This is a genomic window from Pseudomonas sp. DTU12.1 (assembly GCF_009873475.1).
Classification (GTDB): Bacteria; Pseudomonadota; Gammaproteobacteria; order Pseudomonadales; family Pseudomonadaceae; genus Aquipseudomonas; species Aquipseudomonas proteolytica.
In genome coordinates, this window is sequence record NZ_CP045254.1 from 1,765,265 (window position 1) to 1,779,535 (window position 14,271).

Sequence of the window (14,271 nt, forward strand, 5' to 3'; positions counted from 1 at the left end):
CGTGTAGGCGCCGGCAAGCCGGCGCCTACACGGTTTTGATCAGTTTCCCTGGGCGTAGCACCAGCCACAGCGCCCCCGCGATCAACATCCCGCCATACAGATGGGCCATGGACAACGGCTCATCCAGCAGCAATGCACCCCACAACACGCCGAATGGCGGAATCATGAAGGTGACGGTCATCGACTTCACCGGCCCGATGGATGTCAGCAAGCGGAAGTACAGGATGTAGGCAAACGCCGTACACAACAGCCCCAAACCGAGCAGCGACAACCACACATTCCAGCCACCCCAACTGGCGGGCGGATGGCTGATGGCGCTCCAGCCAAACCAAGGCAATAAAAACAATGTGGCACCGAGCATGCTGCCCAAGGCCGAAAGGCGGCTGTCCAGGCCTCCCTGTTGATCCAGCCAGCGGCGCGCCAGGAAGCCGGCGAAGCCGTAGCAGGTGGTCGCCAGCAGGCAGGCGAGGGCGCCCATCAGCAGTTCCAGGTCAAAGGCCACCGGCCCGGCCCGCGTGAGGGTGCCCACGCCGAACAAACCCAGGCCTACTCCGGTAATCTTCGACAGCGTCAGCCGTTCATGGAAAAACAGCCCGCCAATCAATACGCCCATCAACGGCGTCGTCGCGTTGAAAATCGCCGAATAACCTGCGGGCAAGACCTGCGCCGCCACCGAATACATGGTCGCAGGGATCCCGGAGTTGATCACCCCAAGCAACAGCACGGTCTTGAATTTACCGCGAAAATCCCAGCTCACCCGCAGGATTGCCAGGATCACCAGCAACCCGGCGGCGGCAATTGACACCCGGAAGAATGCTGTAGGAATCGTGCCGATCTCGGGGGCGATAATCCGCATGAACAGAAAGCTCGCGCCCCAGATGGCGGCCAGTACCAGCAGGTACAGGGTGTCGACAGGTCTCACGGACAGCTCCTTTTTAATCAGGGCGAGAGTGTTGCCCAGGGACCTGCCTGACACAATCTTTTACGTATCCACTACACAATAAAGCGCGTCACCAAACCATTGAGGTCCACCGCCAGGCGCGACAGCTCCTGGCTGGCGGCCGAGGTCTGGGTCGCCCCGGCGGCGGTCTGGGTCGACAGGTCGCGGATGTTCACCAGGCTCCGATCCACCTCCCGGGCCACCGACGCCTGTTGCTCGGCAGCACTGGCGATCACCAGGTTGCGCTGGTTGATCTGCGAAATGGCGGCGGTGATTTTTTCCAGGGCGCTGCCTGCGCTGTTGGCCCGTTGCAACGTCTGGCTGGCGTGCTCGGCGCTGCTGGTGAGGGCTCCGACCGTGTCCTGGGTGCCTTGCTGGATACCGGTGATCATCTGCTCGATTTCTTCGGTGGAGTCCTGGGTCCGTTGTGCCAGGGAACGTACCTCGTCGGCCACCACCGCAAAGCCCCGCCCGGCCTCGCCAGCGCGGGCGGCTTCAATGGCGGCGTTGAGCGCAAGCAGGTTGGTCTGCCCGGCAATCCCGCGTATCACTTCCAGTACCTTGCTGATGTCTTGCGCCTGCACCGCCAGGCCCTCGGCCTTGCCCGAGGCGTCGAGCACCTCGTTGACCAGGTTCTGGATCGAGCTGATGGTTTCGCTGATCTGATAGTGCCCGTGCTTGCTGTCTTCATCGGACGCCTGGGACGCTTCGGCGCTGGAGACCGCATTGCCGGCCACCTCATCCACCGCTGCGCTCATTTGCGTGACGGCGGTGGCGGCCTGCTCGATTTCATCGTTCTGGGCTTGCAGGCCGCGAGTGCTTTGCTCCATCACCGAGCTCATCTCTTCGGCGGCCGAGGCCAATTGCTGGGCGGATTCGCTGATACCGCGAATAGTCGCCTGCAATTGCTCCTGCATGGTGGCCAGGGCGCCCAGCAACTGTGCCGGTTCGTCCTTGCCCTGCACGTGGATCGACTGGCTCAGGTCGCCGGCGGCAATCGTACGTGCCGCGCGCAACGCCTGCGCCAGGGGCGTGGTGATACTGCGGGTCAACAGCCAGGCCAGTAGCAACGTCGCGATCAGGGCGACCGCGATGATGACGCCGACGATCCACTGTGCACTCTGATACACCTGCGCCGCCGATTGCGCCGCATCCTGCGCGCCTTGCTGGTTGAAGTCGATCAACGCGTCCAGGCTCCGGCCGAGGATCACGCCCTGGGGCGTCAACTTGTCGGTGAGCAAGGTCAGGGCCTGCATCTGCTCATCCTGGTCTACCCGTTGGATCAACTGGTCGACGATGGTCATATAACCCGCCGCGGCGGTTTTGAGCTGGTCCAGTAGCTGACGCTCCTGATCATTGCTCAACAGGGCCTGGTGATTGTCCAGGCGCTCCTGCAACTGCGCGCGCTCCTTGGCGATCAAACCTTTGCTGCGCTCGCGCACCGCCGACTCATCGGTGGTCAACAAGCGCAGCGCCTCCAGGCGGATCGCCGCGACGTTGGCGGCGCTGTCGTGGATGTTCTCGATGCTCGGCATCCAAGCCGTTTCAATGATGGCGGCACTTTCGCGCAGCTTGGCCATCTGCCCCAGGCCAAACAACCCGACCAGCACCAGCAGGCCGGCCAATACCGCAAAACTCAGACTGGCGCGCAGGCCGATCCCCATATTCCTCAATGACATTGCAATGCTCCTTGGGCGATTTAAATCCGTTCCCAAGCCGGTCTTTTGACCTTGTTATCAGGGAAGGGGGTGGCTATATAGCAAAGTGCCATCATTGAGGTAATCAGGGTTTCCCTTACATTGGATCCACGTTTGTATAAGGCCGCAGAGCCCACGCCGGCCTGAGTTGTTCCCTGCTTTTGGTGCCAGCGCCCGGCTTTTGCGGCCTTCAGGTGAATCGATTCATCGACGCGACGTGACTTTGGGGTGTTTTATTGACCGGATGGTCGAATTAAAAAATCGTAAACATTTGTTTGTCGCGCATCGATCCGCGTGGCATCGCCCGGCAAAAATTGTACTTCTCCTGCTTGCGGACTCTGGCTAATCTCAGGGCTTCCGAACGCCCGCAGAGGTCTCCGACATGCCGCAGCAAACGCCTGCCATCGACACCGCGCAGTCCATCGCACAGATGATCCTTGATGGCTTCGACGATTACCGCGAGCACTTTCGCCAGATCACCGACGGCGCCCGCGAGCGCTTTGAGAAGGCCCAGTGGCAGGAGGCGCAAACCGCATCGGCGGCGCGGATCAACCTGTATGAAGAAAAGGTCGGTGAAGTCACCACGCGCCTGCGGGCAACCTTTGACGCAGGCGCGTTGCTGGATATCAAGTCCTGGCCACTGGTCAAGAGCGCCTATATCAGCCTGATCGACCTGCGGTTTGACGATGAGCTGTCCGAGACTTGGTACAACTCGATCTTTTGCGGGCTGTTCAGCCACGACCTGATCAGCGACGGCTGCATGTTCATCCACACCACTCGCCCGAGCCTGCGTCGCGCCCGCGCTGCGCAAACCCGCACCTACAAGCCCCAGGGCCAACTGGCGGGCATGCTCGAGCAGATTTTCAGCGACTACCGCTTCAGCGAGCCCTACGCCGACCTGGCCGCCGACCTGCAGCGCCTCGAAGCGCAACTGCGCGAGAGCCTGCCGGATTGGGTCTGCAAGGACCCGGACCTCAACGTCGAGCTGTTTTCTTCGGTGCTCTATCGCAACAAAGGCGCATACCTGGTGGGCCGTCTCTATACCCGCGACGAACAGTGGCCGCTGGTGATCCCGCTGCTGCATCGCGAAGGGCAGGGCATCCGCATCGACGCGCTGATCACTGACGAAGCCGATGTGTCGATCATCTTCTCGTTCACCCGGTCCTATTTCATGGTGGATGTGCCGGTACCGGCGGAATTCATCGGCTTTCTCAAACGCATCCTGCCGGGCAAGCACATCGCCGAGCTGTACACCTCCATCGGCTTCTACAAACATGGCAAGTCAGAGTTCTACCGGGCGCTGATCAACCACCTGGCCAGCACCGACGACCAGTTCATCATGGCCCCGGGCGTGCGGGGGATGGTCATGAGCGTGTTCACCCTGCCGGGGTTCAACACGGTGTTCAAAATCATCAAGGACCGTTTCTCGCCGTCGAAGAACGTCAACCGTGCGACGGTTATCGAGAAGTACCGCCTGGTCAAAAGTGTCGACCGGGTCGGGCGCATGGCTGACACCCAGGAGTTCGCCGACTTCCGTTTCCCGTTGAGCAAATTCGAGCCGCAATGCCTGGCCGAACTGCTGGAAGTGGCTGCGGGCACGGTCGAGGTGGAAGGTGACACGGTACTGATTCGTCACTGCTGGACCGAACGGCGCATGACCCCGCTCAACCTCTACCTGGAAAACGCCAATGAGGCCCAGGTGCGCGAAGCCCTCGAAGATTACGGCCTGGCAATCAAACAGCTGGCGGCGGCGAATATCTTTCCCGGCGACATGCTGCTGAAAAACTTTGGCGTTACCCGCCACGGTCGCGTGGTGTTCTACGACTATGACGAGATCTGCTTCCTCACCGAAGCCAACTTCCGCCATATCCCGGCACCCCGAACCCCGGAAGATGAAATGGCCTCCGAGCCGTGGTATTCCATCGGCCCGCTGGACGTATTCCCCGAGGAGTTCCCGCCGTTCCTGTTTGCTGATGCCGGGCAACGGCGCTTGTTCGATGAGTTGCACGGTGAGCTGTACAACGCCGACTACTGGAAAGGCCTGCAAGAGGCGATTCGGGCGGGGAAAGTGATTGATGTGTTCCCGTACCGGCGCAAGGGCCTGGATAACGAATAAGGGCACTAATCCCTGTAGGAGCGGGCTTGCCCGCGATAGCGGTGGGGCAGGCAACATTGATGCAGGCAGTGCCGCCGTCATCGCAGCCTCGCTGGGGCTCGACAGCTCCCACACGTGATTTACGCGGCCTTTAACGTTGCGGGCGCTTTTCTGCCACAATTGCCGGCCGTGCATAAATAGACGACCTGCAAAGTACCTGATGACTGATCAAGCGCCCGCTATCGACCAACTCCTGAAGAACCTCGATCACGCCATGCTCGCCGACCGCCATCGCTTGCGCCGGCAGTTGCTTGAGCTGCGCAAGAAGCCCGATGAGGAGAAGCTGGCGCAGTGGGTGGCGCGCATGCAGGCGTCCTGTGCCCAGGTCACGGCGCGCGCGGCCAGCGTGCCGCAGGTTCGTTACGACGACAGCCTGCCCATCGCCGCCAAGCGCGATGAAATCAAGGCGGCGCTGCAAAAGCACCAGGTGTTGATCATCGCGGGCGAGACCGGCTCGGGTAAAACCACGCAGTTGCCGAAAATCTGCCTGGAACTCGGTCGCGGCCAGTACGGCTTGATCGGCCATACCCAACCCCGGCGTATTGCGGCGCGCAGTGTGGCGAGTCGGGTTGCCGAAGAACTGGCGACGCCTTTGGGCGCGCTGGTCGGCTATCAGGTGCGGTTCGAGGACCAGAGCGACTCCAACACCCTGATCAAGCTGATGACCGACGGCATCCTGCTGGCCGAGACCCAGAACGACCGCTACCTCGAGCGCTACGACACGATCATCGTCGACGAAGCCCACGAGCGCAGCCTGAACATCGACTTCCTGCTCGGCTATCTGAAGACCCTGCTGCCACGTCGCCCGGACCTCAAAGTCATCATCACGTCGGCCACCATCGACCTGGAGCGCTTCTCCAAGCACTTCGACGATGCGCCGATTGTCGAGGTCTCGGGGCGTACGTTCCCGGTGGAAACCTGGTACCGCCCGCTGACCCTGGAACAGGACGAAGAGGGCAACCGCGTCGAAGACGACTTGACCGTGGACCAGGCGATCCTCGCCACCCTCGATGAAATTGCCGCCTTTGAACGCAGCGAGCGCAAGAGCCCGGGCGATGTGCTGGTGTTCCTGCCCGGTGAGCGCGAGATCCGCGATGCCGCCGACATGCTGCGCAAGGCCCAGCTCAAGCACACGGAAATCCTGCCGTTGTACGCGCGCCTGTCGCCGGCCGAACAGCAGCGCATTTTCCAGTCCCATCCGGGGCGGCGCGTGGTGCTGGCGACCAACGTCGCGGAAACCTCGCTGACCGTGCCGGGCATCCGCTACGTGATCGACAGCGGTACCGCCCGCATCAGCCGCTACAGCTACCGCGCCAAGGTCCAGCGCCTGCCAATCGAGGCGGTTTCCCAGGCCAGCGCCAACCAGCGTAAGGGGCGTTGCGGCCGGGTTGAACCGGGCATTTGCGTGCGCCTGTACAGCGAAGAAGATTTTATCGGGCGCCCGGAATTTACCGATCCGGAAATCCTGCGCACCAACCTGGCGGCAGTGATCCTGCAGATGCTGCACCTGCGCCTGGGCGAAATCACCGACTTCCCGTTTATCGAACCACCGGATGGCAAGGCCATCAGCGATGGCTTCAACCTGCTGCAGGAACTCTCGGCGGTGGACCGCAACAGCCAACTGACGCCTCTGGGCCGGCAACTGGCGCGCCTGCCGGTGGACCCGCGCATGGGCCGCATGTTGCTGGAAGCGGCCAAGCTCGGCAGTTTGCAGGAAGTGCTGATCGTCGCCAGTGCCATGTCGATCCAGGACCCGCGCGAGCGCCCGCCGGAGCGCCAGCAAGCGGCCGACCAGGCCCACGCGCAATGGAAGGATCCCGATTCGGACTTCGCCGGTCTGGTCAACCTGTGGCGCGGCTTTGAAGAGCAGCGCCAGGAATTGACCGCCAGCCCGTTGCGCAACTGGTGTCGCAAGAATTTCCTCAACTACCTGCGCCTGCGCGAGTGGCGTGATTCCCACCGCCAGTTGAGCCTGATCTGCCGTGACATGCAGTTGACGGTCAACAAGGAGCCGGCGGATTTCCCGAAACTGCACAAGGCGGTGTTGTCCGGCCTGCTGAGCCAGATCGGCCAGAAGACCGAAGAGGGCGACTATCTGGGTGCCCGTCAGCGGCGCTTCTGGATTCACCCGTCGTCGGGGATCGGCAAGAAGCGCCCGCAATGGTTGATGACCGCCGAGCTGGTGGAAACCACCAAGCTGTATGCGCGCATGGTGGCCAAGATCGATGCCGATTGGATCGAGCCCCTGGCCGGGCACTTGATCAAGAAAAACCACTTCGAGCCCCATTGGGAGAAGAAGCGCGGCCAGGTCGTGGCCTTCGAGCAGATCACCCTGTTCGGCCTGATTGTGGTGGGGCGCCGGCCGGTGCATTACGGGCCTGTGGACCCGGTGGTGTCGCGCGAGCTGTTTATCCGTGAAGGCCTGGTACGTGGCGAGATCCAGTCCCGGGCCAAGTGCCTGGCCGCCAACCAGCAGTTGCTGGAGCAATTGGACGAACTGGAAGCCAAGGCCCGGCGCCGCGATATCCTGGCCGACGAAGAAACCCTGTACGCCTTCTACGATGCGCGCCTGCCGGCGGAGATCCACCAGACGGCGACCTTCGACAGTTGGTACAAGATCACCAGCCAGAAAGACCCGCAACTGCTGATCATGCGCGAAGAAGACGTGCTGGCGCGCGAGGCCAGTGAAGTCACCGCTGCCCATTATCCGGACACGCTGCACTTGGGTGACCTGGCCCTGGCCTTGAGTTATCACTTTGAACCCAATCACCCGCGCGACGGCGTGACCGTGCGGGTGCCCGCGCCATTGTTGCCGGCCTTGCCTGCCGAGCGCCTGGAGTGGCTGGTGCCCGGGCTGATCGAGGCCAAGTGCATTGCCCTGGTGCGCAACCTGCCCAAGGCCCTGCGCAAGAACTTCGTGCCGGTGCCGGATTTCGTCAAGGCTGCGCTGCAACGTATCGAATTTGCCCAGGGCTCGCTGCCCCAGGCGCTGGGGCGCGAGCTGCTGCGCATGACCGGTGCGCGGGTCAGCGATGAAGCCTGGAGCGAAGCCGCGCAGCAGGTGGAAAACCATCTGAAAATGAACCTGGAAGTGGTGGACGCCCAGGGCAAGTTCCTCGGCGAGGGCCGCGACCTGGCCGCGCTGACAGCACGTTTTGTCGAAGCCAGCCAGGCCGCCCTGGCGGTGCCGCAGACTGCCAAAAGCCAGTTGCCGGTGGAGGCCAAGGTCTTTGCCGCCGTGGCCGAGACCACCCAGCAAAAGATCGCCGGGCTGTCGATGACGGTGTATCCGGCGTTGGTGGAGGAAAACGGGACGGTCAAGGAAGGGCGCTTCTCCACCGCTGCCGAAGCCGAGTTCCAGCATCGCCGTGCCTTACAGCGTCTGTTGATGCAGCAACTGGCCGAGCCGGCAAAATTCCTGCGCGGCAAGTTGCCCGGTCTTACCGAGCTGGGGCTGATGTACCGCGAGCTGGGACGTATCGACGCCCTGGTGGAAGACATTCTGCTGGCCAGCCTCGACAGTTGCGTACTGGAAGGCGAGGCCAGCCTGCCGAGGGATGGCGCTGGTTTGGCGGCCCTGGCCGAGCGCAAACGCGGCAGTTGGACCGAACATGCCGAACGCCTGGCGCGCCTGACCCTGGAAGTATTGAAGCTGTGGCACGGCCTGCAAAAGCGCTTCAAGGGCAAGATCGACCTGGCCCAGGCCGTGGCACTCAACGATATCAAGCAACAACTGAGCAACTTGGTGTACCCAGGCTTTGTGCGCGAAACCCCGGCGCAGTGGTTCAAGGAACTGCCGCGTTATCTCAAGGCCATCGAACTGCGCCTGGAAAAACTGCCCAGCCAGGTGCAGAAGGATCGGGTCTGGAGCGGCGAGTTGAGCGGCCTGTGGAGCCAGTACCAGACGCGGCTGAACAAGCACACTCAGGAAGGCAAGCGCGATCCGCAGTTGGAGCTTTACCGCTGGTGGCTGGAGGAATACCGGGTGTCGCTGTTTGCCCAGCAGTTGGGCACCAAGGTACCGATTTCCGACAAGCGTTTGAGCAAACAGTGGAGCCAGGTCGAGCCTTGACCTGCAATCCCGGGGGCAGGTGCGCGTGTGACAGGCGCCAAACCCCCCGGTTTATGGCAAACTTCGCCGTTATAAATGCCAGGATCGTCTAGATTGGCTGTATCAGCCTCGACGCGCCGGGACAAAGCGTTTCCCCGTTTGATGTCCGCGCGGCGGACTAGAGCGACTTACGGTTTGGTACGAAGGTACCAATCCCTTCTGCCTGAACAGATTTAGAGGAACGACCGTGCATAACGTCGTCATCAGCGGCACAGGCCTGTACACCCCGGCCAACAGCATCTCCAACGAAGAGCTGGTGCAGTCTTTCAATGCTTACGTTCAACAGTTCAATGCCGACAACGCCGTGGCTATCGAGCAGGGTGACGTTCAGGCGTTGACCGAATCCAGCGCCGCCTTTATCGAAAAGGCTTCGGGTATCAAGAGCCGGTTTGTCATGGACAAGGAAGGCATTCTGGACCCCACGCGCATGACCCCGCGCCTGCCCGAGCGCTCCAACGACGAGTGGTCGATCCTCTGCCAGATGGCCGTGGGCGCCGCCGAGCAAGCCCTGCAGCGCGCCGGCAAGACTGCGGCCGATATCGACGGGGTGATCGTTGCCTGCTCCAACCTGCAACGCGCCTATCCGGCCATCGCCATCGAAGTCCAGGAAGCCCTGGGTATCCAGGGGTTCGGTTTTGACATGAACGTGGCCTGTTCTTCGGCGACCTTCGGCATCCAGAACGCCTGCAACAGCATCCAACTGGGCCAGGCCCGGGCGATCCTGATGGTCAACCCGGAGATCTGCACCGGCCACCTGAACTTCCGTGACCGCGACAGCCACTTCATCTTTGGCGATGCGGCCACCGCGGTGATTCTGGAGCGTGCCGACCTGGCCACTTCCGAGCACCAGTTCGACGTTGTCAGCACCAAGTTGCTGACCAAGTTCTCCAATACCATCCGCAACAACTTCGGCTTTCTCAACCGCGCTGCGGAAGAGGGCATTGGTGCACCGGATAAACTTTTCGTACAGGAAGGCCGCAAAGTCTTCCGTGATGTCTGCCCGATGGTTGCAGAGTTGATCGGCCAGCACCTGGTTGAAAACCAGTTGAGCGTGACCGACGTGAAGCGCTTCTGGCTGCACCAGGCCAACCTGAGCATGAACCACCTGATCGTCAAGAAACTGCTGGGCCGTGAAGCCGAGATCGAAGAGGCACCGGTGATCCTCGATACCTACGCCAACACCAGTTCGGCGGGTTCGGTGATTGCGTTCCACACCTACCAGGACGACCTGCCCAAGGGCGCGCTGGCGGTACTCAGCTCGTTTGGCGCCGGGTATTCGATTGGCAGCGTGATCCTGCGCAAGCGCTGAGTGGCCAAGAGGCCTATCGGTGGAGGCTTGTTGTGGCGAGGGGGCTTGTCCCCCGCTGGGCTGCGCAGCAGCCCCAAAACCACCCCCTCGGTCTGCCTGACACTACTCAGTGGGTTTTATGGGGGCTGCTGCGCAGCCCAGCGGGGGACAAGCCCCCTCGCCACAACGGCTCCCCTCAACACAGTGAGATTCTGAATGGCAGCAGCCGACGACGCGCACTTGCTTGAGCGCCTGCTCAAGGGCGAGCAGCAGGCCTATAAGGAGTTAGTCACCCAGTACCAGAGCGCCATGCGTGCGGTGGCCTACGCCATCGTTGGCCAGCGCCACGCTGACGAAGTGGTCCAGGACGCCTGGCTTTCGGTGGTACGCAGCCTCGCCAAGTTCGAAGGGCGCTCCAGCCTCAAGACCTGGCTGCTGACCATCACCGCCAACTCGGCCAAGGGGCGTTACAAACAGAACCGCCGGGAAGTGTTGCTCGACGACTTGCCGTCGCCCCACGGGACCATTGGTGATGAGCGCTTTGCCGCCGGCGACGAGCATTGGCTGATCGCGCCCTTTGCCTGGCATCAGGACACCCCCGAGGCGCTGCTCACCGAAAACGAGCTGCGTGAATGCCTGGAGCACACGCTGCTCAGTCTGTCCGAGCTGCAAAGCAGCGTGCTGCTGCTGCGCGAACGCCAGGGCCTGGAGTTGGAAGAAATTTGTAATCTTCTGGAAATCTCGCTCTCCAATGTGCGTGTACTGCTGCATCGGGCGCGGCTTAAAGTCTTCGCCACGGTGGAGCATTTCGAGGAAACCGGCGAATGTTGACCTGCAAAGAACAAGTGGCACGCTCCAGTGATTATCTCGATGGGCAACTGACCTTTCGCGAGCGCCTGCTGATGCGCCATCACCTGATGTTCTGTGCCAACTGCCGGCGCTTCATTCGCCAGATGCGGCTGATGCAAGCCACCTTGCGCATCCTGCCCGAACCCGAGGTGCCGGATGCACAAGGGTTGGCCGAACGCCTGGCCTCGGAGCTCAAGCGCAACTCCTGACCGCCTTCCGCTGGACCCAACGCCCGCGACGTCGCCATCGCGGGCTTTTTTGTGTCGGCGAAAAGCCCTGCGCTGAAAAACATTGCAGGTTCGTAAGTTTTTTTCACCTTTTTTTCACCTGGCATTTCTCGTACTTTTTTTGCTCAAGCCCGCGCCGGCTCTAGCTTTGCGCTTATTCCCAGTGGTTGTAAGAAAGTTCCCCTGTAATAAAATATTTATCTTGCAGCAACTTGCCTGAAATATCCCCTCGCCAAGATCCCCTCCCAACACCAGCGGGGCAGAACCCGTGTGTTTTCCAACGCAAAAGACCACCAATTAGGGGAATTCTTCGATGATCCGTAAGCACTTCGCCGGTTTCGCGGCCAGCGCCCTGGCCCTGGCCGTTACCGCCCAGGCTTTCGCTGGTACTGTCACTACTGACGGCGCCGATATCGTTGTCAAAACCAAGGGCGGCCTTGAGGTTGCTACTACCGACCAGAACTTCAGCTTCAAGCTGGGTGGTCGCCTGCAAGCCGATTACGGCTCATTTGACGGCTTCTACACCAAGAACGGTGACTCGGGCGACGCCGCTTACTTCCGTCGCGCCTTCCTGGAGCTGGGTGGCACCGTCTACAAGGATTTCAAATACCAGCTCAACTACGACTTCTCCCACAACTCGGGTAACTCCGACGACGGCTACTTCGACGAAGCGTCCATGTCCTATGTGGGCTTCAAGCCAGTAACCATCCGCGTCGGTCGTTTTGACCCGGATTTCGGCCTGGAAAAAGCCACCAGCTCCAAGTGGATCACCGCCATGGAGCGTAACTCCGCCTACGAGGTTGCGGACTGGGTCAACACCCACGAAAACGGCATGGGCATCCAGGTCAGCGGCACTGCGGCGGACATGTTCTACGGCTCCGCCAGCCTGGCCTCCAAGGACATCAACGACGAAGACGGCAAGGGCGTGAAGCAATTCAACGGCCGTATCGTGTTGGCACCGATGAACAAAGGCGGCGACGTCCTGCACTTCGGCTTGAACGTGGCGGCACGTGATCTGAACGATGCAGCCTTCGACTCGCGGATTCGTCCTCGTCTCGGCGCTCGTGGCGTAGCGACCACCGGTGGCAACGATGCCGGCTCCAACGGCAACCGCGCTACTTTCGGCGGTGGTCTGGGCCTGAACGCCAGCAACCTGACCGCAGTGGGCGCCTATGACACCGACACCGTGTTCGGTGGTGAGTTTGCCTTCGCAACCGGCCCATTCTCGGTGCAGGCTGAAGCCCTGAGCCGCAAGATGAAAGCTGACAGCAATGCCTACCAGGACGTGAAAACCAGCGGTTTCTACGGCCAACTGGCCTACACCCTGACCGGCGAGTCCCGTGCCTACAAGCTCGACGGCGGCAAGTTCGACGCGATCAAGCCCGAGAACAAGCAATTCGGCGCCTGGGAAGTGTTCTACCGCTACGACAGCATCAAGGTTGACGACAAGAACATCGTCGTCAGCAGCGCTACCCGCGAAACCGGCGACGCCAAGGCCAACGTGAACACCCTGGGTGTGAACTGGTACGCCAACGAAGCGGTCAAGCTGTCGCTGAACTACAGCAAGGTCAGCACCGACAAGATCACCAACGCCAATGGCGATGACAGCGGTGATTCCATCGTCGGTCGTGTGCAGTACGTGTTCTAAGCAACTGTAATACCGCTCCAACGCGCTCTTTCTTCATCCGTTAAAGCGCGATCCTCTTTTTCACCCCGCCATTTGGCGGGGTTTTTTTTTGCTGCCCGCGCAGGCAGTGGGTTCTGTCAGAATGGCCTGAATATCGTGAGTGAGCGTTTACCGTCGGGGAATGGCATGCCGTTGAAACGTTTGAATAGCCTGTCCGAAATATCGCCTGATGAGTGGAACGTGTTGGTCCCCGAGGATCAGCCGTTTCTGCGCCATGCGTTCCTCAGTGCGCTGGAGGACAGTGCCAGCCTTGGTCGGCATTCTGGCTGGCAGCCCGAGCACTTGCTGCACTACGAGGGTGAGCGGCTGGTCGCGGCGCTGCCCAGCTACCGCAAATGGCACTCCTATGGCGAATACGTGTTTGACCATGGTTGGGCGGACGCCTGCGCGCGCGCCGGCATCGATTACTACCCCAAGTTGCTGACAGCCGTGCCCTTCAGCCCGGTCAGCGGGCCGCGCCTGCTGGCGGCCAATGGTGCGGATGGCCTGGAGCTGCTGCAGAGCTTGCCTGGCTACCTGGAGATCGAAGGGCTTTCCAGCGCCCATATCAACTTCACCGATGCCATGGCCGATGCGGCACTGGGCCAGCAACCCGGTTGGCTTGCGCGTCTGGGTTGCCAGTTCCACTGGCAGAACCGTGGTTATCGCGATTTCCAGGACTTCCTCGACGCCCTGAGTTCGCGCAAGCGCAAGCAGATGCGCAAGGAGCGCGAGCAAGTGGCGGGGCAGGGGATTGAGTTCCAATGGTTGCAAGGCCATGAGTTGAGCGAGGCCCAGTGGGATTTTGTCTACGCCTGTTACGCCAACACCTATGCCGTGCGCCGCCAGTCGCCGTACCTGACGCGGGCGTTTTTCAGCCTGTTGGCCGAGCGCATGCCGCAGGCCATCCGGGTGGTGCTGGCCAAGCAAGGGGCGCGGCCGGTGGCCATGGCGTTCAGCCTGGTGGGTGGCGATAGCCTGTACGGTCGCTATTGGGGCTGCCTGGGTGAGTTCGACCGGCTACATTTCGAAACCTGTTTCTATCAAGGCATGGATTACGCGATCGCCAATGGACTGCAACGTTTCGATGCCGGTGCCCAGGGCGAGCACAAGTTGATCCGGGGGTTTGAGCCGGTGATTACCCGCTCCTGGCATTACTTGCGCCATCCGGGCCTGAAAACCGCCGTGGCAGACTTCCTGGAGCGCGAGCGGGTAGGGATTCTGGCGTATGCCGAAGAGGCGCGGTCGGCGTTGCCGTATCGGCAGGCATAACGCTCAGGGAACTCGACCGGTTCCCCTGTAGGAGCTTGCTCGCGAAGAACTCAAGTACAGCGCGTT

Annotated in this window: 9 protein-coding genes; 7 read left to right on the top strand and 2 right to left on the bottom strand. The window is 61.4% G+C overall.

The features are described from left to right. Positions 1-25: 25 nt before the first annotated feature. Positions 26-922, bottom strand: coding sequence for a DMT family transporter (locus tag GDV60_RS07855; protein ID WP_092234383.1), 897 nt, complete (start codon positions 920-922; stop codon positions 26-28). 71 nt (positions 923-993) lie between these two features. Beyond that, on the bottom strand, positions 994-2,619 hold the full coding sequence (locus GDV60_RS07860; RefSeq protein ID WP_092234386.1) for a methyl-accepting chemotaxis protein: 1,626 nt from the start codon (positions 2,617-2,619) through the stop codon (positions 994-996). Positions 2,620-3,019: 400 nt separating this feature from the next. Between GDV60_RS07860 and aceK the strand changes: the two genes are divergently transcribed. The 7 genes from aceK (at position 3,020) to GDV60_RS07895 (ending at position 14,205) form a co-directional block, all read left to right on the top strand. Then, positions 3,020-4,753, top strand: coding sequence for a bifunctional isocitrate dehydrogenase kinase/phosphatase (aceK, locus tag GDV60_RS07865; protein ID WP_029292355.1), 1,734 nt, complete (start codon positions 3,020-3,022; stop codon positions 4,751-4,753). 199 nt (positions 4,754-4,952) lie between these two features. Further along, the gene (gene hrpA, locus GDV60_RS07870) at positions 4,953-8,864 is read left to right on the top strand and encodes an ATP-dependent RNA helicase HrpA (protein WP_092234389.1); all 3,912 of its coding nucleotides are present in this window, start codon (positions 4,953-4,955) and stop codon (positions 8,862-8,864) included. A 226-nt stretch (positions 8,865-9,090) separates the two neighbouring features. Further along, the gene (locus tag GDV60_RS07875; RefSeq protein WP_029292357.1) at positions 9,091-10,212 is read left to right on the top strand and encodes a beta-ketoacyl-ACP synthase III; all 1,122 of its coding nucleotides are present in this window, start codon (positions 9,091-9,093) and stop codon (positions 10,210-10,212) included. A 195-nt stretch (positions 10,213-10,407) separates the two neighbouring features. Beyond that, positions 10,408-11,022 carry an RNA polymerase sigma factor gene (locus GDV60_RS07880; RefSeq protein WP_029292358.1) on the top strand — a complete coding sequence of 205 codons (615 nt, stop codon included), beginning with the start codon at positions 10,408-10,410 and terminating at the stop codon, positions 11,020-11,022. Further along, entirely contained in the window at positions 11,016-11,249 is a 234-nt protein-coding gene (locus GDV60_RS07885; RefSeq protein WP_029292359.1) for an anti-sigma factor, read from the top strand. The genes GDV60_RS07880 and GDV60_RS07885 overlap by 7 nt, the downstream gene beginning before the upstream one ends. Before the next feature lie 331 nt (positions 11,250-11,580). Next, positions 11,581-12,915, top strand: a complete 1,335-nt coding sequence (locus GDV60_RS07890; RefSeq protein ID WP_029292360.1) for an OprO/OprP family phosphate-selective porin — start codon at positions 11,581-11,583, stop codon at positions 12,913-12,915. 165 nt (positions 12,916-13,080) lie between these two features. Continuing rightward, a complete protein-coding gene (locus GDV60_RS07895; RefSeq protein ID WP_104911813.1) occupies positions 13,081-14,205 on the top strand; it encodes a GNAT family N-acetyltransferase in 1,125 nt (374 codons plus the stop codon). The last annotated feature ends 66 nt before the right edge of the window (positions 14,206-14,271 follow it).

Excerpts from the sequence above, each read along its gene's own strand:
- GDV60_RS07860 (WP_092234386.1), bottom strand. The coding sequence starts at position 2,619 with ATGTCATTGAGGAATATGGGGATCGGCCTGCGCGCCAGTCTGAGTTTT.
- aceK (WP_029292355.1), top strand. The coding sequence starts at position 3,020 with ATGCCGCAGCAAACGCCTGCCATCGACACCGCGCAGTCCATCGCACAG.
- hrpA (WP_092234389.1), top strand. The coding sequence starts at position 4,953 with ATGACTGATCAAGCGCCCGCTATCGACCAACTCCTGAAGAACCTCGAT.
- GDV60_RS07880 (WP_029292358.1), top strand. The coding sequence starts at position 10,408 with ATGGCAGCAGCCGACGACGCGCACTTGCTTGAGCGCCTGCTCAAGGGC.
- GDV60_RS07885 (WP_029292359.1), top strand. The coding sequence starts at position 11,016 with ATGTTGACCTGCAAAGAACAAGTGGCACGCTCCAGTGATTATCTCGAT.
- GDV60_RS07890 (WP_029292360.1), top strand. The coding sequence starts at position 11,581 with ATGATCCGTAAGCACTTCGCCGGTTTCGCGGCCAGCGCCCTGGCCCTG.
- GDV60_RS07895 (WP_104911813.1), top strand. The coding sequence starts at position 13,081 with ATGCCGTTGAAACGTTTGAATAGCCTGTCCGAAATATCGCCTGATGAG.